We start from the raw sequence: 22756 nt of genomic DNA, 5'->3' as shown, positions 1-22756 counted from the left end.
GCCCAATCCGGCGGCGCATTGCCCACGTCGCCGAAAATTTATCGGCGCCGAAAAATGCCGCGCGCCAACGCAATGGATATGTTGGACTTTCCTGTCAATCTCTCGCAATAATGATCAAGGACACTAGAGCGGCATCCGGGCGCTGCGTCCCGGATCCTATTCTAAATTTGAACTGGAGTGGCAATGGGTCAGGAAAAGCTCTACATCGAAAAAGAACTAAGCTGGTTATCCTTTAATGAACGCGTGTTGCAGGAAGCCGCAGATAAGAGCAATCCCCTGATTGAACGTATGCGTTTTCTGGGCATTTACTCCAACAACCTCGACGAGTTCTATAAAGTCCGCTTCGCCGATCTCAAACGGCGCATCCTGATCAGCGAAGAGCAAGGCTCCGCCGGCGCCTCGCGCCACCTGCTGAAAAAGATCCAGGCCAAGGTGCTGAAAACCGATCAGGAGTTCGACGGCCTGTACAACGATCTGCTGCTGGAAATGGCGCGCAATCAGATCTTCCTGATCAACGAACGCCAGGTGTCCGAGAACCAGCAAATCTGGCTGCGGCAATATTTCAAACAGCATCTGCGCCAGCACATCACGCCGATCCTGATCAATCACGACACCAATCTGGTGCAGTTCCTGAAAGACGATTACACCTATCTGGCGGTGGAGATCATCCGCGGCGCGCGCATCGACTATGCGCTGCTGGAGATCCCGTCCGACAAGGTGCCGCGCTTCGTCAATCTGCCGCCGGAAGCGCCGCGCCGCCGCAAGCCGATGATCCTGCTGGACAACATTCTGCGTTACTGCCTGGACGATATCTTCAAGGGCTTCTTCGACTACGACGCGCTCAACGCCTACTCGATGAAAATGACCCGCGACGCGGAGTACGATCTGGTGACCGAAATGGAATCCAGCCTGCTGGAACTGATGTCCTCCAGCCTGAAACAGCGCCTGACCGCCGAGCCGGTGCGCTTCGTGTATCAGCGCGACATGCCGAACGAAATGGTGGAACTGCTGCGCGGCAAGCTGGGCATCTCCAACTACGATTCGGTGATCGCCGGCGGCCGCTACCACAACTTCAAAGATTTCATCAGCTTCCCGAACGTCGGCAAGGCCAACCTGGTCAACAAGCCGCTGCCGCGCCTGCGCCACATCTGGTTCGACGGTTTCCGCAACGGCTTCGACGCCATTCGCGAAAAAGACGTGCTGCTCTACTATCCGTACCACACCTTCGAGCACGTGCTGGAGCTGCTGCGCCAGGCGTCGTTCGATCCGAGCGTGTTGGCTATCAAGATCAACATCTACCGGGTGGCGAAAGATTCACGCATCATCGAATCGATGATCCACGCCGCGCACAACGGCAAAAAAGTCACTGTGGTGGTCGAGCTGCAGGCGCGCTTCGACGAAGAAGCCAACATTCATTGGGCGAAGCGCCTGACCGAGGCCGGCGTACACGTGATCTTCTCAGCGCCGGGCCTGAAAATCCACGCTAAGCTGTTCCTGATTTCGCGCCGTGAAGGCGATGAAATTGTGCGCTATGCTCATATCGGTACCGGCAACTTTAACGAAAAAACCGCGCGCATCTACACCGACTATTCGCTGTTGACCGCCGACTCACGCATCACCAACGAGGTGCGCCGGGTATTCAACTTTATCGAGAACCCCTACCGGCCGGTCACCTTCGACAACCTGATGGTGTCGCCGCAGAACTCGCGCCTGAAGCTGTATGAGCTGATCGACAACGAAATCGCCAACGCCCAGGCCGGGGAACAGGCCGGCATTATGTTGAAAATAAATAATCTGGTGGATAAAGGGCTGGTAGATCGGTTATATACCGCGTCCGGCGCCGGCGTGAAGATCCGCCTGCTGGTGCGGGGCATGTGTTCCCTGATTCCCAACCTGCCGGGGATCAGCGACAATATTCAGGTGATCAGCATCGTCGATCGCTTTTTAGAGCACGACCGGGTTTACGTTTTCGACAATAAAGGTGACAAACGGGTGTATCTGTCCTCCGCCGACTGGATGACCCGCAACATAGATTACCGTATCGAAGTGGCGGTATCGCTGCTGGATCCGGCGCTGAAACAGCGCGTTCTGGACATTCTGGAGATCCTGTTCAGCGATACGGTCAAGGCCCGTTATGTGGATAAAGAACTGAGCAACCAGTACGTGCCGCGTGGCAACCGCCGCAAAGTGCGTGCCCAGGTGGCTATTTACGAGTATTTAAAAGCTCTGGAACAACCAGGACAGTAGGCCAGCAACTATGCCGCTAAAAAACACTGCAACGAACAAACCGCAGGAAATCGCCGCCATCGACCTCGGGTCGAACAGTTTCCACATGGTGATCGCCCGCGTCGTCAACGGCGCCTTACAGGTATTGGGCCGTTTAAAACAGCGGGTGCATCTCGCCGACGGATTGGACAGCAACAACGTACTCAGTGAAGAGGCGATAGAACGCGGCCTGGCCTGCCTGGCGCTGTTTGCCGAACGGCTGCAGGGCTTCCCGGCGGATAACGTCACCATCGTCGGCACCCATACCCTGCGTCAGGCGGTGAACGCCGAAGTGTTCCTCAAGCGCGCCGCCAAAGTGATCCCCTATCCGATCGAAATCATCGCCGGCCAGGAAGAAGCGCGCCTGATCTTCATGGGCGTGGAGCACACTCAGCCGGAGAAAGGCCGCAAGCTGGTGATCGACATCGGCGGCGGATCCACCGAGCTGGTGATCGGCGAAGACTTCGAGCCGCTGCTGGCGGAAAGCCGCCGCATGGGCTGCGTCAGCTTCGCCCAGCTGTTCTTCCCGGGCGGCGAGATCAGCAAAAACAACTTCCGCCGCGCGCGGCTGGCGGCGGCGCAAAAATTGGAAACGCTGGCCTGGCAGTACCGCATTCAGGGCTGGCAGTACGCGCTGGGCGCCTCGGGCACCATCAAGGCCGCCCACGAAGTGCTGGTGGCGATGGGGGAAAAAGACGGTCTCATCACCCTGGATCGCCTGGAAATGCTCGCCGAACAGGTGCTGCAGTTCAAAAGCTTCAGTTCGCTGAGCCTGCCGGGGCTGTCGGAGGATCGCCAATCGGTGTTCGTGCCGGGGCTGGCTATCCTGTGCGGCGTGTTCGACGCGCTGGCGATCCGCGATCTGCGCCTGTCCGACGGCGCGCTGCGCGAAGGCGTGCTGTATGAAATGGAAGGTCGCTTCCGCCATCAGGACATCCGCAGCCGCACCGCCAAGAGCCTGGCCGATCACTACAACATCGACCGCGAACAGGCCAAGCGGGTGCTGGAAACCACCGAGCTGCTCTACTCGCAGTGGATGGCGCAAAACACCAAGCTGGCGCATCCGCAACTGGAAGCGCTGCTGAAATGGGCCGCCATGCTGCACGAGGTGGGGCTGAGCATCAACCACAGCGGCATGCACCGCCATTCGGCCTACATTCTGCAAAACTCCAACCTGCCTGGCTTCAACCAGGAACAGCAGCTGCTGCTGGCGGCGCTGGTGCGTTTCCACCGCAAAGCGATCAAGCTCGAAGAGCTGCCGCGCCTCAACCTGTTCAAGAAGAAGCACTACCTGCCGCTGATCCAGCTGCTGCGTCTGAGCACCCTGCTCAACAACCAGCGTCAGTCGACCACCACGCCGGAAACGCTGCGCCTGACCACCGACGACAACCACTGGACGCTGCGCTTCCCGGCCGGCTACCTGGCACAAAACAACCTGGTGCAGCTCGATTTCGAGCGCGAACAGGCCTACTGGAACGACGTCGTCGGCTGGAAGCTGCTGATCGAAGAAGAAGGCTCGCAAAACGAACAGCGCTCCGCCTGATCCCCCGCCCCCTGCCAGACAGGGGGTTTTTCTTTCCGCCCTCGCCCCGTCAACCTAAACGAAGCCCTAATACACCGCCCCGCACGCCGGAAAAAAATGGACAACTTTTGTCATCAGCGCCTAAAATCCGCTTACAAATTCTCGAGCGAATAACACAGGACACCGGCATACCGGGTGATATATGCGCAAGAAAACCACCGGACAGATGACGAAGATAGTGTTGTTTATCAGCTTTATCATTTTAGTCGGCCGACTGCTGTACGCCGCCGTGGTGGCGGTGCCTCATCATCAGGAAAAAAAGCAGGCCGCTGCGCAAAACGCCGCCGAAGTCAGCGCGCCGCAACAGGACGCCTCCTCTGAATAACCGCCGCACCCCGGCCGTTTCATAAAAATGACGCCGGCACCCGCTATGCTCTATCTTTTAATGAGCCTGCGTCAGGAACGCCGAGCGCCCGTAAAGGAACACCATGTCAGCCGCAACCCATAACGTCAAAAAAGTCGCTGAATACCGCCAGCGCATTCTCACTCTGCTGTTGAACAATAAGGAGTTGGTCGACGGCATTCTCGGCCGGCCAGGGGATGAACACGCCCTCAGCCAAAGCGAACTGCTGAACCAGACGGCGGAAATCACCGGTCTGTTGGACGATATGCACGCCGCCGACCTGGCGGACCTGCTGGAGGCGCTGCCGCAGGACGAACGTATGGCGCTGTGGCGGCTGGTGGGCAACAGCAAGCGCGGCCAGACGCTGGTGGAGGTCGCCGAACCGGTCTGGGACAGCCTGATCGAGGAAATGAGCGACAAAGACCTGCTCAAAGCGATCAAAACGCTAGACGTCGACGAACAGGCCTACCTGGCGCAATACCTGCCGCGTAACCTGATGGGCCGGTTGCTGACCTCGCTGGAGCCGGAGCAGCGCGCCCAGGTGCGCGAGATGAGCCAGTACGCCAAAGACAGCGTCGGCTGGATGATGGATTTCGAACTGGTGACGGTGCGGCCGGACGTCACGCTCGGCGCGGTGCATCGCTTCTTGCGCATGCGCAAAACCATTCCCGACGCCACCGATAAACTGTTCGTCACCGATCGCAAAAACACCCTGTTGGGCGAGCTGCCACTGACCGCAGTGCTGCTGAACGATCCGGAGATCCCGGTGCGCGAAGTGATGGACAGCGATCCCGCCACCTTTCAGCCCGAAGACAAGGCCGATGAAGCGGCCGGCGCGTTCGAACGTTACGACCTGATCAGCGCCCCGGTGGTTGACGCCAAGGGCAAACTGATGGGCCGCCTGACCATCGAAGAGATCGTCGACGCCGTCAACGAAGAGAGCGACACCAACCTGCGCCGCATGGGCGGTTTGAGCCCGGAAGAAGACGTGTTCGCCCCGGTCAGCAAGGCGGTCAAGACCCGCTGGGCCTGGCTGGCGATCAACCTCTGCACCGCATTCATCGCCTCGCGGGTGATCGGCCTGTTCGAACACACCATTTCCCAGCTGGTGGCGCTGGCGGCGCTGATGCCGATCGTCGCCGGCATCGGCGGCAACACCGGCAACCAGACCATCACCATGATCGTGCGCGCGCTGGCGCTGCACCAGATTGAAGTCGGCAACATCTCGCGCCTGATGCTCAGAGAGCTGGGCGTCGCCATCATCAACGGCGTGGTGTGGGGCGGCATCATGGGCGTCATCACCTGGCTGCTGTACGGCGACGCGGCGATGGGCGGCGTGATGACGCTGGCGATGCTGCTCAATCTGCTGCTGGCGGCGCTGATGGGCGTAGTGATCCCGATGACCATGCTCAAAATGGGCCGCGATCCGGCGGTCGGCTCCAGCGTGCTCATCACCGCGCTGACCGATACCGGCGGCTTTTTCATCTTCCTCGGCCTCGCCACCCTGTTCTTGCTGTAATACGCGAAAAGCCGGCCGCGCGCCGGCTTTTTCGCCATTCTGTCGCCGGGTTTGCGTTAACGCAGTAAAGTCGGCCATCCCGGTAGGTTTTCCTCTCGCGCTGTACTAACCTTTGCCAATAAATCGTCTTAATTCATCCACGTCATGAATCCAATCACTGACAGAGGCCATCGGTAAGGGTGTCTATGGAGATCAGCGCGCCGAACACGTTCGGCACCCACAAAGGCGTCGTGCTGACGCATTCCCTGTTAGTGGCGCTGGCGACGTTTCTGCTCGCCTTGCTGAGCCTGTCGCTGTCCAGCGAAGCCAGCCACTTCACCCCGCTGTGGTTTCCGACCGCCGCCGCGATCGCGGTGCTGTACCGCCACGCCCCGCGCCACTGGGGCCTGCCGCTGTTGGCCAGCGGCCTCGGCATCGTGCTCGCCAGCTTCTTGCTGTTCGGCGTCAGCGCCACGCCCGTCAAGCTGGCCGCCATCAACCTGCTGGAAGCGGCGGTTTGCGCCCTGCTGTTGCGCCGCATGCTAGACCCGTACGATCCGTTGAACGATCTCGCCAGTTGGCTGCGTTTTGTGGTCTGCGCAGTGATTTTTACCCCGCTGTTCAGCGCGCTGCTGGCCGCCGGCCTGGTGCCCGCGCCAGGCCAGCCTTTTTGGCAGCCGTTCGGTACCTGGTTCATTTCCGAAGCGATAGGGGTGCTGTCGCTGGCGCCGATCGGCCTCTCTTATAACCGTCGCACCCTGACGGCGCTGAACCCGTTTCCATTATTGCTGACGCTGATGGTTACGCTGGCTTTCAGCTTTGTGGCGCTGACCTACCTGCCTTTTCCGTTCACGTTCGTGATTTTGCCGCTGCTGTGGGCAGCCATCGCACTGCCGCGTTTTGAGGCGTTCACCGTTTGCTTCTGCACCCTCTTGCTGATCACCGTGATGATTTCGCTGGGGTTGCTGCATTTCCAGGCTTCCGGCAAGCACCTTGGCGATCTCGGTCTGTACTTGCCGATGCTGCTGATTTTAATCCCGGCGCACGCGATGGCGGTGGTGATGCACGCCTTTCGGGTGGAAAAACAGCACATCGTCGAGAGCGAAAGCCGCTTTCGCAGCGCGCTGGAGTATTCCGCCATCGGCATGGCGCTGGTGTCGCCGCAGGGGAAATGGCTGCAGGTCAATCAGGCGCTGTGCGCGCTGCTCGGCTATACGCCTGAGGCGCTGCATAAGCTGACCTTTCAAGAAATTACGCATCCCGACGATCTCACCGCCGATCTCAGCCAGTTGCACGACCTGCTCGATGGCCATATCAGCAGTTACACCATGGAGAAACGCTACATCCGTAGCGACGGCCAGACCGTCTGGGCGCTGCTGGCGGTCTCGCTGGTGCGCGACGCCGAAGGCCTGCCGCTGTATTTCATCTCGCAGGTGGAGGACATCAGCGATTTGAAGCGCAGCCAGGCGGAAAACAACCGGCTGGTGGAGCGCATTACGCTGGCCAATCAGGTGGGCGGCGTCGGCATCTGGGAATGGGTGATGAGCCAGGAAAACTTCACCTGGGATCAGCGCATGTTCGAACTCTACGATCTCAATCCCGACCAAACGCCGACGCTGGCGCTGTGGCGCACCCTGTTGGTGCCGGAAGATCGCGACCGCACCGATCGCGAGCTGGCCGCGCTGTTGGCCGACCCCAAGCCTTTCGTCATGGAATACCGCATCGTGACCCGCCAGGGCAGCGTGCGCCATATTCGCGGCCAGGGCAACGTGATCCTCGACGATCAGGGCCGGCCGCTGCGCATGATCGGCACCAATATCGACATGACCGAGCTCAAGAGCCTCGCCGAAGCGCTGCACGAGGAGAAAGAGCGTTTGCACATCACCCTCGACGCCATCGGCGAAGGGGTGATCTCCACCGACAGCCACCTGCGCATTACCTTTATGAATCCGGTGGCCGAGCAGATGTGCGGCTGGCCGCTCGATCTGGCGATCGGTATGCCCGTCGCCGGCGTGGTGCGCCTGACCAACGGCAAAGACGGCCCGGAAATCGAAAACCTCACGCAATATCCACGGCAGTGGCCGGCGGATTACGCATTGGTGCTGCACAGCCGCGACGGGCGCTATTTCGACGTGCAGCAGTCTGTCTCACCGCTGAAAACCCTCGACGGTGAAACCATGGGCGCGGTGATGGTGCTGCAGGATGTCACCGCCTCGCGCGAACTGATGAAAAAGCTCAGCTACAGCGCCTCGCACGACGCGCTGACCGGCCTGCCGAACCGCGCCAGCTTCGAGAAGCAGCTGAAAGCGGCAATCGTCGCCGGCGGGGAACCGTCACCGCCGCATTCGCTGGTGTTCCTCGATCTGGATCGGTTCAAGGCGGTGAACGACACCGCCGGCCACGCGGCGGGCGACGCCTTGCTGCGGGACATCGCCCAGCTGATGCGGCACCAGCTGCGCAACAGCGACTGCCTGGCCCGGCTGGGCGGCGACGAATTCGGCCTGATCCTGTTCGACTGCCGGCCGGAGCAGGCCAAATCGCTGATGCAACAGGTGGTCAACCAAATCAGCCAGCATCCGTTCTACTGGGAAGGGAAAATTTATCGCGTCGGCGCCAGCGCCGGCATCACGCGCATCGGCGGCGACGCCAAAAGCAGCGAGCTGCTGGCCCAGGCCGACATCGCCTGCTACACCGCCAAGCACCACGGGCGCGGCCAGGTGTATCTGTATGAAGCGCGGCAAAAACAGCTGCTGGAGCGGCAGCATGAATTGCTGAGCCTGCAGGAAGTGCAGACGATCGTCAGCGAGGGGCAGCTGCGGCTGCTGACCCGCGCGGTCGCACCGCCGGCGACGCCGCTGTCGGCCGCGTTCCACCAGGTGAAACTGCAGGTGATGGCGCCAGACGATCGGCCGCTGCCGCACGAGGCATTCATCGCCGCCGCGCAGCTGTACGGCCTGATGCCGGACATCGACCGCTGGACGGTGGCGCAGCTGCTGGTGCACTGCGCCGACGACATCAAGCGCAAGGGGCTGTCGCTCGCGTTGCCGCTGGCCACCGACAGCCTGCTGAACACCGACTTCCAGCGCGAGCTGACGGAAAGGGTGCGCGCTTCCTCGCTGCCGCCGCAGGCACTGTTGTTCAGCGTCGATGAGGCCGTGGTGCTGGAACACGCCGCGCAGTGCCGGGCGTGTCTTCGCGAACTGCAGCAGCTGGGCTGCCGGCTGATCGTCAATGGCTTCGGACATAACATCAATGCCTTCGATGAGCTGGGCGATCAGAAAATCGACATCATTCGCGTCGATGAACGCTTTATCACCAACGTGCACTGCAACCAGATGGATGAACTGATGGTCTCGATGCTCAACGGCGCGGCGCATCGGATCAAAGCGCAGACGCTCGCCGGGCCGGCCCACCAACCGGTGACGCTGCAGGCGCTGCGCGATATCGGCGTCGATCTGGCGGATGGCGATCAGGTCGCGCAGGAGCAGCCGCTGGCGGTGTTGCTCAGCGACGGCTACTTCGGCATTCGCTAACCCCTCCCCTCACCGGCGCCGTCTCGCGGGCGGCGCCGCACTCCCGTTATTCACATTGTGTTAACCCATGCGAGATTAGTGATATAAATAACACCTGAAGCTTAAACGATTAAATAAGATGAAACTCCCATGCGAACATCAGCGTATCCGTTGATTTTCCTCGACATGTGATGGCTCAGGGATAAGGGACTATGGAAAAGAAATGGTTTTCCGCCAGGGAACTGATGGGCAAGGCGGGGTTGCCTTCAACCCCGCAAGGGGTCAATTTGATGGCCCGGCGCGAAGGCTGGCTCAGCCGCCGCCGCAGCGGCGTGCAGGGCAAAGCGCTGGAATACCATATCGACAGCCTGCCGTACGGCGCGCGCAGCCTGTCGGCCTTGCACGAGACAGACCCTCCGGGCTACGACGTCAAACGCCAGGATCCGATACGGGTCTGGATCGAGTATTACTATCACCTGACGCCGGCCGAGCGGGAAAAGCTGCTGGCGTTCCTGATGCGCGAGGGCATGAGCCGCCTGCTGCAGCTGATCGAGCCCCCCCGCTAGCCCGAATGCTCAATCCTCCCCTTCCGGCGCCCAGCCGTCGTTGTGCCACAGATGCAGCGTGGCGTAAGAGCGCCACGGGCGCCAACGTTCGGCATAGCGTTCGATCTGGCGCGGCGTCATGCCGGGAAAACGCTGTTTGATCAGGTAGTCGCCGGCCAGGAACACGTCCGGCCAAGACCAGGCGCGCATCGCGATATAGCTGGCGGTCCAGTTGCCGATGCCCGGCAGCGCGGTCAGCGCCCTGATGCCCTGGTCGATATCCAGCACGTTGTCGAGCTGCAGCCGCCCTTCGCCCAGCGCGCGGGCGATCTCGATCAGCGCCGCCGCGCGCTTCAGCTGCACCCCGAGCAGGCGCAGTGCTTCGGGCTGCAGCTGCGCCACCCGTTCGGCGCTGGGGAAAACGTGGGTGATGCCCTCGTGCGGCGCCGCCAGCGGCTCTCCCCAGCGTTCGGCCATCCGCCCGGCGAAGGTCGCCGCCATTTTCACGCTGACCAACTGCCCCAGCACCGCCCGCGCCGCCTGCTCGAAGCTGTTCACGCAGCCCGGCAGGCGCAGCCCCGGCGCATCGGCCGCCAGCGAGCCCAGCGCCTCATTGATGCGATCCGGCGCGGCGTCCAGATCAAACAGCAGGCGCACGCGGCGCAGCACCTCCGTCGTCACCAAACTGAGCGCAGGCGCGATCTCGACCCTGACCCGGTTGCGCGCTTCCTCCGGCTGCACGCTGACCCAGCCGCAATGTTCCGTGCCGCCCTGGTTGACGGCGATCGAACGCAGGTAGCGGCGGCCCTCGACCCGCTCCACGCCCTGCACGGCGCGCGCCTGCAGGAAATTCAGCATGCGATCCCAGTCATAGGGCGGCCGATAGCCCAGATGGAACACCAGCCCGCTGGCGGCGGCCCGCTCACCGCGCGCGCCGCCGCTGCGCAGCGCAGACGGGATCAGGCGATAGCGCGCCTTGAACAGCTCGTTGAAACGCCGCAGGCTGCCGAAACCGGCGGCGAACGCCACCTCGCTGAGCGGCAGATCGGTGTCCGCCAGCAGGCGTTTGGCCTGCAGCAACCGGTGCGACTGCGCGTAATCGATCGGCGAAGCGCCAAACTGTTCGGCGAAGATGCGCCGCAGGTGGCGATCGGAAATGCCGAGCCGCGCCGCCAGCGCTTCGCAGCTGTGTTCGGACAGATAGCCCTGCTCGATGAGCTGCACCGCCACCTGCGCATAGCGGTTGCCCAGATCGATCAGCGCCAGGCCGGGCGCCAGCTCCGGCCGGCATTTAAGGCAGGGGCGAAAGCCCGCCAACTCGGCCGCCGCCGCGCTCGGATAGAAGGTGCAGTTTTCCAGCTTCGGCGTGCGGGCGCTGCACACCGGGCGGCAATAGATGCCGGTGGAAGAGACGCCGACGAAAAAGCGGCCGTCGAATTTGCGGTCACGCGCGCGCAGCGCGTCGTACAACGCTTGCTGTTGAGTATTCATGGCAACGCTCGGGTTCGGTTTTTTCTGCATTATGGGGCTCGCCTGGCGCGCTGACGTGCGGAATTCGGACATTAAGTTAAGCATGCTGATGCCGCGCCCGCTAAATTTTTCGACACTCGCGCATTGGCGCATTGCCCGCCGGCTCCGTCTCGGGTAAAGTCGCCCCCCTTCATTGGCATGGGGACAAAAAAGAGATGTTTATTGGATTCGACTACGGGACAGCCAACTGTTCCGTCGCGGTGATGCGCGACCACGGCCCCGAGCTACTGACGCTGGAAAACAACGAACCGTATCTGCCTTCGATGCTGTGCGCGCCGACCCGCGAAGCGGTGAGCGAATGCCTGCACCGCCATTGGCAGGTGCCGACCGGCAGCGAAGAAAACCAGCAGCTGCTGCGCCGCGCCATCAGTTACAACCGCGAAGAGGACATTCCGGTCAACGGCGACAGCGTGTTGTTCGGCCTGCAGGCGCTGGCGCACTACATGGAAGATCCGGAAGAGGTGTACTTCGTGCGCTCGCCGAAATCCTTCCTCGGCGCCAACGGCCTGAAGCCGCAGCAGATCGCGCTGTTCGAAGACCTGGTGTGCGCCATGATGTTCCACATCAAACGCCAGGCGGAAAACGTGCTGCAGACCGGTATCGAGCAGGCGGTGATCGGCCGGCCGATCAACTTCCAGGGCATCGGCGGCGAAGAGGCCAACCGGCAGGCGCAGGGCATTTTGCAGCGCGCCGCCGAACGCGCCGGTTTCAAAGCCATTGAATTCCAGTTCGAGCCGGTGGCGGCGGGGCTGGACTTCGAGGCGACGCTGAGCGAAGAGCAAACCGTGCTGGTGGTGGACATCGGCGGCGGCACCACCGACTGCTCGGTGCTGCTGATGGGGCCGCAGTGGCGCGACCGCGCCGATCGCCAGCAAAGCCTGCTGGGGCACAGCGGCTGCCGGGTCGGCGGTAACGATCTGGACATCATGCTGGCCTTCAAACAGTTGATGCCACTATTCGGCCTCGGCGGCGAAACCGCGAAAGGCATCGCCCTGCCGGCGCTGCCTTACTGGAACGCGGTGGCGACCAACGACGTGCCGGCGCAAAACGACTTCTACAGCGCCGCCAACGGCCGCGTGCTGCGCGATCTGATCCTCGACGCGGCGGAGCCGGAAAAGGTCAAACGCCTGCTGAAAGTGTACCAGCAGCGCCTGAGCTACCGACTGGTGCGCGCGGCCGAAGAGAGTAAGATAGCCCTGTCCGGCCAAACCGCCATCAGCGCGCCGCTCGGCTTCGTGCAGGCCGATCTGGCGGAGAGCATCAGCCAGGCTCAGCTCGCCGACGCCATCTCGCAGCCGTTGATGCGCATCCAGGAACAGGTCAGCGCCGCGCTGGCCAGCAGCCAGACCGCGCCGCAGGTGATCTACCTGACCGGCGGCAGCGCGCGCTCCCCCCTGCTGCGCGCCGCGCTGCAACAGCAGCTGCCTGGCATTCCGATCGTCGGCGGCAACGACTTCGGCTCGGTCACCGCCGGGCTGGCGCGCTGGGCGCAAACGCTGTTCCGTTGACAGCCCGCGGGCGCGGCTCGCCGCGCCCTTGCTCATTGGAGGCTATACATCATGTCAACCATCCTTACCCTCGACAGCGCCAGGCTGCGGCTGCGCCCCTGGCGCGACGAAGATCTGCCGGCCTTCGCTGCGCTTAACGCCGATCCGCAGGTGATGCGCTATTTCCCGGCGACGATGACGGCCGAGGAAAGCCGCGCGCAGGCCGAACGCATCCGCGCCTTCATGCAACAACATGGCTGGGGGCTATGGGCGGTGGAAGTGAAAGACAGCGCGCCCTTTATCGGGTTTGTCGGGCTGGCGCGGCCGAGCGACGATCTGCCCTGTTCCCCCTGCGTGGAGATTGGCTGGCGGCTGGCGGCGGCCCATTGGGGCAACGGCTACGCCGCTGAAGCGGCACGCGCGGCGCTGGCGTGCGCCTTCGACACGCTTCACTTGCCGGAAGTGGTGTCCTTCACCGCCGAAAACAACCAACCGTCGCGCCGGGTGATGACGCGCATCGGCATGCAATTTGACGGCGAAACCTTCCTGCACCCACGCCTGCCGGCGGGCCATCCGCTGCAAAAGCACGTCTTGTACCGGCTGAACCGGCAAACGTGGCGCGAACGCCGCGGCGATTAATACAGCGTATCCTTCAGCCGCTGCGGCAGCGCCTGGTCGTACTCCTCACCGTCGAAGCGCGTTTGGCTCACCGCGGCCAAGATATGGCCGGGGCTGGGCAGCGCCGAACGTTCGAGGCGGCTGCCCTCTTCCCAGAGTCCCGAACGCAAGATCGCCCGGCTGCACTGGAAAAACACCGCCTCCACCCGAATGCGCAGCACCGAACGCGGCAGCTGATTGCGGTGGGCGAAGCGCTGCAGCACCGCCGGCGCCACCACGATCTCCGCCCGCCCGTTAATCCGCAGCGTTTCGCCGATGCCGGGGATCAGCAGCAGCAGCGCCACCCGGTTGTCGTGCAGGATATTGCGCAGGCTGTCGATGCGGTTATTGCCGCGCCGATCCGGCAGCAGCAGGGTTTTCTCGTCTTCGATATGGATAAAACCGGCCGGATCGCCGCGCGGGGAGACATCCATGCCGTCCAGTCCGACCGTCGAGAGGGCGGCAAACGGCGCCGCCTCGATAAACGGACGGTACGCCGGGTGGATATAGCTGACTTCTTTAAACACCGAGGGCGCGGCGGGTTTGCCGTACAGCTGTTCCAGCGTCGCGAGGTCGTTGATGGTATCGCCAGACATTGCGGTTTCCTGAATAAGTCATATTGACCCCTTCAGCATAGAGCAAAATCGCCGGCGGCTCTTACTCAGCGCTGGCGTGGTTCAGCGTCTGAATGTCGTCCGCATCCAGCGTCAGGCGGGTGGCGCTGACCAACTCATCCAACTGCGGCAACGAGGTGGCGCTGACGATCGGCGCGGTGATGCTCGGGCGCGCAATCAGCCAGGCCAGCGAGACCTGCGCCGGGGAGCTGCCGTGCTTGCCCGCCACCTGATCCAGCGCCGCCAGAATGCGGAAACCGCGCGGGTTAAGGTAGCGTTCGACGATGCGATCGCCGCGCTGGCTTTTGCCCTCGTCCGCTTTGCTGCGGTATTTGCCGGTCAGGAAGCCGCTGGCCAGCGCGAAGAAGTTGATCACCCCGAGGCCATGGCGCTGCGCCACGCCTTCCAGCTCGGCCTCATACCCTTCGCGCGCATACAGGTTATATTCCGGCTGCAGGGTTTCGTAGCGCGCCAGCCCGTTGCTTTCGCTCACCCGCAGCGCTTCTTCCAGGCGATCCGCCTGATAGTTGGAGGCGCCAATCGCCCGCACCTTGCCGGCCTTGATCAGCGCATCGAACGCCGCCAGCGTCTCTTCCAGCGGCGTATCGCGGTCATCGTCGTGCGACTGGTAGAGATCGATATAATCGGTTTGCAGGCGGCGCAGCGAGTCCTCCACCGCCTGCTGAATATAGCGCGGCGACAGCCCCTGTTTGCCTTCGCCCATCGGTTTGCCCACCTTGGTGGCGATGATCACCTTGTCGCGCTTGCCGCTCTTCTTGAGCCATTCGCCGATGACGGTTTCCGATTCGCCGCCCCGGTTGCCCGGCGCCCAGCTGGAATAGACATCGGCGGTATCGATAAAGTTGAGCTGATTGTCCACCAACGCATCCAGCAGGCTGAAAGAGGTCGCTTGATCCGCCGTCCAGCCGAACACGTTGCCGCCGAAGGTCAACGCCGGCACCTGAATGCCCGAACGGCCCAGTTGTTTCTTGCTCATCACAAAGGCTCCATGGGTTAAATGATTTGCCTGTTAATTATTAGCGCCAAATGCAGGAAATCGTTAAAACGCATTGGCTATAAGCCGGAATAAATCACTTATAAACATAGCATGCTCAAATCACCCACTTATTAGGACAATGCTGACGGTTCCTCCATATTTCCTTCATTTTTATGCCGTCTTCGCTGGCTAAACTAGTATCCTGTAAGGAGTGTCATTTTTGTGGCAATGAGTGCCCGCGCCCCTGCCTTTTGGAGAGAATTTTCACCACCATGAATGCAAAACCCCAACGTCGTTCCCTGCTGCTGCGCCTGCTGGTTGCGGCGATTGCGATCATCGTCGCCGTTCTGGCCTGGCGCCATTTCAGCGCCGCCCAACCGGCCACCGGGACGACGCCGGGCGCGCACCAGGCCGCCGGTAAAACGGGAGCGGGCCGCGCGGCGGGCGGCAGACGCGGCGCGCCGATGTCGCCGGTGCAGGCGGCGACCGCCACCCGCCAGACGGTGCCGCGCTATCTTTCCGGCTTGGGCACCGCCACCGCCGCCAATACCGTGACCGTCACCAGCCGGGTCGATGGCCAACTGATGGCGATCCACTTTACCGAAGGCCAGCAGGTGAAAGCCGGCGATCTGCTGGCGGAGATCGATCCCCGGCCGTTCCAGGTTCAGTTGACCCAGGCCCAGGGGCAGTTGGCAAAAGATCAGGCCACGCTGGCCAACGCCCGGCGCGATCTGGCGCGCTATCAGCAGCTGGTGAAAACCAATCTGGTTTCCCGCCAGGAGCTGGATACGCAGGCCTCGCTGGTGCAGCAAACCGAAGGCGCGATCAAGGCCGATCAGGGCGCGGTCGACAGCGCCAAGCTGCAGATCACCTACAGCCGCATCACTGCGCCAATCGACGGCCGCGTCGGCCTGAAACTGGTCGACGTCGGCAACTATGTCACCAGCGGCAGCACCACCGGTCTGGTGGTGATCACGCAGACGCACCCGATCGACGTGGTGTTCACGCTGCCCGAAGGCAACATCGCCGATCTGCTCAAGGCGCAAAAAGCCGGGCCGGTGAGCGTCGAAGCCTGGGATCGCACCAACCAGAACAAGCTGACGACCGGTTCGCTGCTGAGCCTGGACAACCAAATTGATACCGCCACCGGCACCATCAAGCTGAAAGCGCGCTTCACCAACGAAGATGACGCGCTGTTCCCCAACCAGTTCGTCAACGCGCGGCTGCAGGTGGATACCCTGCACGATGCGGTGGTTATCCCGACCGCCGCGCTGCAGATGGGCAACGAGGGCAACTTCGTCTGGACGCTCGGCGAAGACAACAGGGTCAGCAAACATCGGGTCACCGCCGGCGTGCAGGACAGCCGGCAGGTGGTGATCAGCGCCGGCCTCAACGCCGGCGATCGGGTGGTGACCGACGGCATCGATCGCCTGACCGAAGGCATGCAGGTGGAAGTGCTCGCGCCGAGCGAAGCGCCGGCGGCGGCCAACGCCAAGCGCGAACCTGACGTTCAGAGGAAGTCCTGATGCAGGTGATGCCTCCCAACGCCGGCGGCGGTCCGTCCCGCCTGTTTATTCTGCGTCCGGTCGCCACCACGCTGCTGATGGTGGCGATATTGCTGGCGGGGATTATCGGCTATCGCGCGCTGCCGGTGTCCGCCCTGCCGGAGGTGGATTACCCCACCATCCAGGTGGTGACGCTGTATCCCGGCGCTAGCCCGGACGTGGTGACCTCCGCCATTACCGCGCCGTTGGAACGCCAGTTCGGCCAGATGTCCGGCCTCAAACAAATGGCGTCGCAAAGCTCCGGCGGCGCCTCGGTGGTCACACTGCAGTTCCAGCTGGCGCTGCCGCTCGACGTCGCGGAGCAGGAAGTGCAGGCGGCGATCAACTCCGCCACCAACCTGCTGCCGACCGATCTGCCCTACCCGCCGATCTACAGCAAGGTTAACCCGGCCGATCCGCCGATCCTGACGCTGGCCGTGACCTCCACCGCCATGCCGATGACGCAGGTGGAAGACATGGTGGAAACCCGCGTGGCGCAAAAAATTTCTCAGGTGACCGGCGTCGGCCTGGTGACGCTGGCCGGCGGCCAACGCCCGGCGGTGCGCGTAAAATTGAACGCCGCGGCGGTCGCCGCCTATGGCCTGAACAGTGAAACCATCCGCGCCGCCATCAGCAACGCCAACGTCAACTCGGCGAAAGGCAGCCTGGACGGCCCGACCCGCTCGGTCACCCTGTCCGCCAACGACCAAATGAAATCTGCCGACGACTATCGCCAGCTGATCGTCGCCTACCAGAACGGCGCGGCGATCCGCCTGCAGGATATCGCCACCATTGAACAAGGGGCGGAAAACACCCGGCTGGCGGCCTGGGCCAACAAGCAACAGGCGATCGTGCTGAACATTCAGCGCCAGCCCGGCGTCAACGTCATCACCACCGCCGACAGCATCCGCGAAATGCTGCCGACGCTGATTAAAAGCCTGCCCAAGTCGGTCGACGTCAAGGTGCTGACCGATCGCACCACCACCATCCGCGCCTCGGTCAGCGACGTGCAGTTCGAGCTGCTGCTGGCGATCGCGCTGGTGGTGATGGTGATCTACGTGTTCCTGCGCAACGTGCCGGCGACCATTATCCCCAGCGTGGCGGTGCCGCTGTCGCTGGTCGGTACCTTCGCCGCCATGTACTTCCTCGGCTTCTCCATCAACAACCTGACGCTGATGGCGCTGACCATCGCCACCGGCTTCGTGGTGGACGACGCCATCGTGGTGATCGAGAACATCTCGCGCTACATCGAGAAAGGGGAAAAACCGCTCGACGCCGCGCTGAAAGGCGCCGGCGAGATCGGCTTCACCATCATCTCGCTGACCTTCTCGCTGGTGGCGGTGCTGATCCCGCTGCTGTTCATGGGCGACATCGTCGGCCGCCTGTTCCGCGAGTTCGCCGTCACGCTGGCGGTAGCGATTTTGATCTCCGCCGTGGTGTCGCTGACGCTGACGCCGATGATGTGCGCGCGCATGCTCAGCCACGAATCGCTGCGCAAGCAGAACCGGTTTTCCGCCGCCTCCGAGCGCTTTTTCGACCGGGTGATCGCGCGATACGGCCAGTGGCTGAAAACGGTGCTTAACCATCCCTGGCTGACGCTCGGCGTGGCCGTCGGCACCCTGGCGCTGACGGTATTGCTGTACCTGCTGATCCCGAAAGGCTTCTTCCCGGTGCAGGACAACGGCATCATTCAGGGCACGCTGGAAGCGCCGCAGAACGTCTCGTTCAGCAATATGGCCGAGCGCCAGCAGCAGGTCGCGGCGCAGATCCTCAAAGATCCGGCGGTGGAGAGCCTGACCTCGTTCGTCGGCGTCGACGGCAGCAACGCCACGCTCAACAGCGGCCGGCTGCAGATCAACCTGAAACCGCTGAGCGAACGCAGCGAGCGCATTCCGGCGATCATCAGCCGCCTGCAGCAGCAAACGGCGCAGTTCCCAGGCGTGAAGCTGTATCTGCAGCCGGTGCAGGATCTGACCATCGATACCCAGGTCAGCCGCACCCAGTACCAGTTCACCCTGCAGGCGATGTCGCTGGACGATCTCAGCCTGTGGGTGCCGCAGCTGATGGATGAGCTGAAGCAAACCCCGCAGCTGGCGGACGTCACCAGCGACTGGCAGGATCAGGGGCTGGTGGCCTACGTCAACGTCGATCGCGATTCGGCCTCCCGCCTCGGGGTCACCATGAGCGACGTGGACAATGCGCTGTACAACGCGTTCGGCCAGCGCCTGATCTCCACCATCTACACCCAGGCCAACCAATACCGCGTGGTGCTGGAGCACGACGTCAGCGCGACGCCAGGGCTGGCGGCGCTCAATGAGATCCGTCTGAGCGGCAACGACGGCGCCGTGGTGCCGCTGAGCGCCATCGCCAAAATCGAAGAGCGCTTCGGCCCGCTGTCGGTCAACCATCTCGACCAGTTCCCGTCGGCCACCGTTTCGTTCAACGTCGCCGACGGCTACTCGCTCGGCGAGGCGGTCGACGCGGTCACCCAGGCGGAAGAAAATCTCAACATGCCGAGGGACATCACCACCCAATTCCAGGGGGCGACCCTGGCCTTCCAGGCGGCGCTCGGCAGCACGCTGTGGCTGATTTTAGCGGCGGTGGTGGCGATGTACATCGTGCTGGGCGTGCTGTATGAAAGCTTCATTCATCCGGTCACCATCCTCTCCACCCTGCCGACCGCCGGGGTCGGCGCGCTGCTCGCGCTGATGATGGCCGGCAGCGAGCTGGACGTGATCGCCATCATCGGCATCATCCTGCTGATCGGCATCGTGAAGAAGAACGCCATCATGATGATCGACTTCGCGCTGGCGGCGGAACGCGAGCAGGGCTTATCGCCGCGCGACGCCATCTATCAGGCCTGCCTGCTGCGTTTTAGGCCGATCCTGATGACCACGCTGGCGGCCTTGCTCGGCGCACTGCCGCTGATGCTGAGCACCGGTGTCGGCGCGGAGCTGCGGCATCCGCTCGGCGTCTGTATGGTCGGCGGTTTGATCATGAGCCAGATCCTGACGCTGTTCACCACGCCGGTGATCTACCTGCTGTTTGACAAACTGGCGCGCAACACGCATCGCCAGCCGGATACGCAGGAGCTACAGTGAAATTCTTCGCCCTGTTCATTCACCGGCCGGTGGCCACCACCCTGCTGACGCTGGCCATCGCCATCAGCGGCGCGATCGGTTTTCGCCTGCTGCCGGTGTCGCCGCTGCCGCAGGTGGACTTTCCGGTGATTTCGATCAGCGCGTCGCTGCCGGGCGCCTCGCCGGAAACCATGGCGTCCTCGGTGGCGACGCCGCTGGAGCGCGCGCTGGGCCGCATCGCCGGGGTTAACGAAATGACCTCGATGAGCTCGCTCGGCAGTACCCGGGTCATTTTGCAGTTCGATCTCGATCGCGACATCAACGGCGCCGCGCGCGACGTGCAGGCGGCGATCAACGCCGCGCAAAGCCTGCTGCCGACCGGCATGCCGAGCCGCCCCAGCTACCGCAAGGTCAACCCTTCCGACGCGCCGATCATGATCCTGACGCTGACCTCGGACACCTACAGCCAGGGGCAGCTTTACGATTTCGCCTCCACCCAGCTGGCGCAGAAGATCAGCCAGACCGAGGGCGTCGGCGACGTTTCCGTGGGCGGTAGTTCACTGCCGGCGGTGCGGGTGGAGCTGAACCCTTCGGCGCTGTTCAATCAGGGCGTGTCGCTGGACACCGTACGGCAGGCCATCGCCAACGCCAACGTGCGCCGCCCGCAGGGCGCCGTGGAAAACCCGCAGCAGCGCTGGCAGATCCAGGCCAACGACGCGCTGAAAACCGCCGAGGCCTACCGTCCGCTGATCGTTCATTACAACAACGGCTCGGCGGTGCGTTTGGCCGACGTGGCCGAGGTCAACGACTCGGTGCAAGACGTGCGCAACGCCGGGATGACCGACGCCAAACCGGCGATCATTCTGGCCATCAGCCGCGCGCCGGACGCCAACATCATCGAAACCGTCGATCGCATTCGCGCCGAACTGCCCGCCCTGCAGGAGAATATCCCGGCCTCGATTAAACTCAGCGTCGCGCAGGATCGTTCGCCGACCATTCGCGCGTCGCTGGCCGAGGTGGAACAGTCGCTGGCGATCGCCATCGGGTTGGTGATCCTGGTGGTGTTCATCTTCCTGCGCTCCGGGCGCGCCACGCTGATCCCGGCGGTCGCCGTGCCGGTGTCGCTGATCGGCTCGTTCGCCGCCATGTATCTGTGCGGGTTCAGCCTCAACAACCTGTCGCTGATGGCGCTGACCATCGCCACCGGCTTTGTGGTGGACGACGCCATCGTGGTGCTGGAAAACATTTCCCGCCACGTCGAGGCCGGCATGAAACCGATCAACGCCGCGCTGCTGGGCGCGCGGGAAGTCGGCTTCACCGTGCTGTCGATGAGCGTTTCGCTGGTGGCGGTGTTTATCCCGCTGCTGTTGATGGAAGGCCTGCCGGGCCGGCTATTCCGCGAGTTCGCCGTCACCCTGTCGGTATCGATCGGGCTGTCGCTCATCGTCTCGCTGACGCTCACGCCGATGATGTGCGCCTACCTGCTGCGCCACCAGCCGCCGCGTTCGCAGCGGCGGGCGCGCGGCTTCGGCAAAATGCTGCTGGCGCTGCAGCAGGGCTACGGACGCTCGCTGAACTGGGTGCTCGGCCACTCGCGCTGGGTGCTGGCGGTGTTCCTCGCCACCCTTGCGCTCAACGTCTGGCTGTATATCAGCATCCCGAAAACCTTCTTCCCGGAACAGGATACCGGGCGCCTGATGGGCTTTATCCAGGCCGACCAAAGCATTTCGTTCCAGGCGATGCGCGGCAAACTGGAAGACTTCATGAAAATCGTGCGCGAAGATCCGGACGTGGAAAACGTCACCGGTTTTACCGGCGGCTCGCGCACCAACAGTGGTTCGATGTTCATCTCACTGAAACCCCTGTCGGTACGCAGCGACGACGCGCAGAAAGTGATCGCCCGCCTGCGCGCTCGCCTGGCCAAAGAACCGGGTGCCAGCCTGTTTCTGATGGCGGTGCAGGATATCCGCGTCGGCGGCCGGCAGGCCAACGCCAGCTACCAATATACGCTGCTGGCGGACGATCTCGCCGCGCTGCGCGAATGGGAGCCGAAGATCCGCACCGCGCTGGCCGCATTGCCCGAGCTGGCGGACGTCAACTCGGATCAGCAGGATAAAGGCTCGGAAATGGATCTGGTCTACGATCGCGAAACCATGGCGCGCCTCGGCATTTCGGTATCCGACGCTAACAACCTGCTGAACAACGCCTTCGGCCAGCGGCAGATTTCGACCATCTATCAACCGCTCAACCAATACAAAGTCGTGATGGAAGTGGCGCCGCCCTACACCCAGGACGTGAGCTCGCTGGACAAAATGTTCATCATCAACAACGAAGGCAAGGCGATACCGCTCTCCTACTTCGCCAGTTGGCGGCCGGCCAACGCGCCGCTGTCGGTCAACCATCAGGGGCTGTCCGCCGCCTCGACCATCTCCTTTAACCTGCCGGACGGCGGCAGCCTGTCGGACGCCACCGCTGCGGTAGAGCGCACCATGACTCAGCTCGGCGTGCCGTCTACGGTACGCGGCGCGTTCGCCGGCACCGCCCAGGTGTTCCAGGACACCCTGAAGTCGCAGCTCATCCTGATCCTGGCGGCGATCGCCACGGTGTATATCGTGCTCGGCGTACTGTATGAGAGCTATATCCATCCGCTGACCATCCTTTCCACGCTGCCTTCCGCCGGCGTGGGGGCGCTGCTGGCGCTCGAGCTGTTCGGCGCGCCGTTCAGCCTGATCGCGCTGATAGGCATCATGCTGCTGATCGGCATCGTGAAGAAAAACGCCATCATGATGGTCGACTTCGCGCTCGAGGCGCAGCGCAACGGCGGCATCAGCGCCCGCGAGGCGATTTTCCAGGCCAGCCTGCTGCGTTTCCGGCCGATCATGATGACCACGCTGGCGGCGTTGTTCGGCGCACTGCCGCTGGTGCTGACCAGCGGCGACGGCGCGGAGCTGCGCCAGCCGCTCGGCATCACCATCGCCGGCGGCCTGGTGATGAGCCAGCTGCTGACGCTGTACACCACCCCGGTGGTCTACCTTTACTTCGACCGGCTGCAGGCGAAGTTCCGCCGCAACAAGCAACTGGCCCCGCTGCCGCATTAATGGC

At 62.9% G+C, this 22756-nt stretch carries 14 protein-coding genes; 11 read left to right on the top strand and 3 right to left on the bottom strand.

What is annotated here, in order from left to right; genetic code table 11:
- The first annotated feature begins 183 nt into the window (after positions 1 to 183).
- From ppk1 to ACJ8HH_RS20040, 6 genes are all read left to right on the top strand, one after another.
- Positions 184 to 2247, top strand: a complete 2064-nt coding sequence (ppk1, locus tag ACJ8HH_RS20065) for a polyphosphate kinase 1 (protein ID WP_033648827.1) — start codon at positions 184 to 186, stop codon at positions 2245 to 2247.
- Positions 2248 to 2257: 10 nt separating this feature from the next.
- Complete coding sequence (gene ppx, locus ACJ8HH_RS20060) at positions 2258 to 3808, top strand: exopolyphosphatase (protein ID WP_033635528.1); 1551 nt, start codon at positions 2258 to 2260, stop codon at positions 3806 to 3808.
- Positions 3809 to 3989: 181 nt separating this feature from the next.
- Positions 3990 to 4172 (top strand): YfgG family protein, encoded by a 183-nt coding sequence (locus ACJ8HH_RS20055; RefSeq protein WP_004941600.1) that lies wholly within the window; start codon positions 3990 to 3992, stop codon positions 4170 to 4172.
- A gap of 103 nt (positions 4173 to 4275) precedes the next feature.
- Positions 4276 to 5709 carry a magnesium transporter gene (mgtE, locus tag ACJ8HH_RS20050; RefSeq protein WP_033635529.1) on the top strand — a complete coding sequence of 478 codons (1434 nt, stop codon included), beginning with the start codon at positions 4276 to 4278 and terminating at the stop codon, positions 5707 to 5709.
- Between the two features lie 185 nt (positions 5710 to 5894).
- On the top strand, positions 5895 to 9221 hold the full coding sequence (locus ACJ8HH_RS20045) for a diguanylate cyclase (RefSeq protein WP_060436626.1): 3327 nt from the start codon (positions 5895 to 5897) through the stop codon (positions 9219 to 9221).
- A gap of 191 nt (positions 9222 to 9412) precedes the next feature.
- Positions 9413 to 9766, top strand: a complete 354-nt coding sequence (locus ACJ8HH_RS20040) for a DNA-binding protein (protein ID WP_049213360.1) — start codon at positions 9413 to 9415, stop codon at positions 9764 to 9766.
- Positions 9767 to 9775: 9 nt separating this feature from the next.
- Here the strand turns inward: ACJ8HH_RS20040 and alkA are convergent, their stop codons facing one another.
- Complete coding sequence (gene alkA, locus ACJ8HH_RS20035; protein WP_049213358.1) at positions 9776 to 11266, bottom strand: DNA-3-methyladenine glycosylase 2; 1491 nt, start codon at positions 11264 to 11266, stop codon at positions 9776 to 9778.
- Positions 11267 to 11430: 164 nt separating this feature from the next.
- Between alkA and yegD the strand changes: the two genes are divergently transcribed.
- Together yegD and ACJ8HH_RS20025 are read left to right on the top strand one after the other, a co-directional pair.
- Complete coding sequence (gene yegD, locus ACJ8HH_RS20030) at positions 11431 to 12783, top strand: molecular chaperone (protein WP_033648831.1); 1353 nt, start codon at positions 11431 to 11433, stop codon at positions 12781 to 12783.
- Positions 12784 to 12834: 51 nt separating this feature from the next.
- Entirely contained in the window at positions 12835 to 13401 is a 567-nt protein-coding gene (locus ACJ8HH_RS20025; RefSeq protein WP_049213356.1) for a GNAT family N-acetyltransferase, read from the top strand.
- Here the strand turns inward: ACJ8HH_RS20025 and ACJ8HH_RS20020 are convergent.
- Positions 13398 to 14015, bottom strand: coding sequence for a pyridoxamine 5'-phosphate oxidase family protein (locus ACJ8HH_RS20020; protein WP_049213355.1), 618 nt, complete (start codon positions 14013 to 14015; stop codon positions 13398 to 13400). The genes ACJ8HH_RS20025 and ACJ8HH_RS20020 overlap by 4 nt on opposite strands.
- A 61-nt stretch (positions 14016 to 14076) precedes the next feature.
- Entirely contained in the window at positions 14077 to 15030 is a 954-nt protein-coding gene (locus tag ACJ8HH_RS20015) for an aldo/keto reductase (protein ID WP_033648834.1), read from the bottom strand.
- A gap of 272 nt (positions 15031 to 15302) precedes the next feature.
- Between ACJ8HH_RS20015 and ACJ8HH_RS20010 the strand changes: the two genes are divergently transcribed.
- The 3 genes from ACJ8HH_RS20010 to mdtC are packed head-to-tail and all read left to right on the top strand — an operon-like array spanning position 15303 to position 22752.
- Complete coding sequence (locus ACJ8HH_RS20010; protein WP_033648835.1) at positions 15303 to 16556, top strand: MdtA/MuxA family multidrug efflux RND transporter periplasmic adaptor subunit; 1254 nt, start codon at positions 15303 to 15305, stop codon at positions 16554 to 16556.
- Positions 16556 to 19675, top strand: coding sequence for an MdtB/MuxB family multidrug efflux RND transporter permease subunit (locus ACJ8HH_RS20005; RefSeq protein ID WP_033648836.1), 3120 nt, complete (start codon positions 16556 to 16558; stop codon positions 19673 to 19675). Before ACJ8HH_RS20010 ends, ACJ8HH_RS20005 begins: the two co-directional genes overlap by 1 nt.
- Positions 19672 to 22752 carry a multidrug efflux RND transporter permease subunit MdtC gene (mdtC, locus tag ACJ8HH_RS20000; RefSeq protein ID WP_048321869.1) on the top strand — a complete coding sequence of 1027 codons (3081 nt, stop codon included), beginning with the start codon at positions 19672 to 19674 and terminating at the stop codon, positions 22750 to 22752. The genes ACJ8HH_RS20005 and mdtC overlap by 4 nt, the downstream gene beginning before the upstream one ends.
- Positions 22753 to 22756: the final 4 nt, after the last annotated feature.

This window comes from Serratia sp. CY32780, assembly GCF_052169135.1.
Lineage (GTDB): Bacteria > Pseudomonadota > Gammaproteobacteria > Enterobacterales > Enterobacteriaceae > Serratia > Serratia sarumanii.
This window is presented reverse-complemented; position numbering and strand designations above follow the sequence as displayed.

Coding starts and splice junctions, on each gene's coding strand:
- ppk1 (WP_033648827.1), top strand. CDS start 184: ATGGGTCAGGAAAAGCTCTACATCGAAAAAGAACTAAGCTGGTTATCC.
- ppx (WP_033635528.1), top strand. CDS start 2,258: ATGCCGCTAAAAAACACTGCAACGAACAAACCGCAGGAAATCGCCGCC.
- ACJ8HH_RS20055 (WP_004941600.1), top strand. CDS start 3,990: ATGCGCAAGAAAACCACCGGACAGATGACGAAGATAGTGTTGTTTATC.
- mgtE (WP_033635529.1), top strand. CDS start 4,276: ATGTCAGCCGCAACCCATAACGTCAAAAAAGTCGCTGAATACCGCCAG.
- ACJ8HH_RS20045 (WP_060436626.1), top strand. CDS start 5,895: ATGGAGATCAGCGCGCCGAACACGTTCGGCACCCACAAAGGCGTCGTG.
- ACJ8HH_RS20040 (WP_049213360.1), top strand. CDS start 9,413: ATGGAAAAGAAATGGTTTTCCGCCAGGGAACTGATGGGCAAGGCGGGG.
- alkA (WP_049213358.1), bottom strand. CDS start 11,266: ATGCAGAAAAAACCGAACCCGAGCGTTGCCATGAATACTCAACAGCAA.
- yegD (WP_033648831.1), top strand. CDS start 11,431: ATGTTTATTGGATTCGACTACGGGACAGCCAACTGTTCCGTCGCGGTG.
- ACJ8HH_RS20025 (WP_049213356.1), top strand. CDS start 12,835: ATGTCAACCATCCTTACCCTCGACAGCGCCAGGCTGCGGCTGCGCCCC.
- ACJ8HH_RS20020 (WP_049213355.1), bottom strand. CDS start 14,015: ATGTCTGGCGATACCATCAACGACCTCGCGACGCTGGAACAGCTGTAC.
- ACJ8HH_RS20015 (WP_033648834.1), bottom strand. CDS start 15,030: ATGAGCAAGAAACAACTGGGCCGTTCGGGCATTCAGGTGCCGGCGTTG.
- ACJ8HH_RS20010 (WP_033648835.1), top strand. CDS start 15,303: ATGAATGCAAAACCCCAACGTCGTTCCCTGCTGCTGCGCCTGCTGGTT.
- ACJ8HH_RS20005 (WP_033648836.1), top strand. CDS start 16,556: ATGCAGGTGATGCCTCCCAACGCCGGCGGCGGTCCGTCCCGCCTGTTT.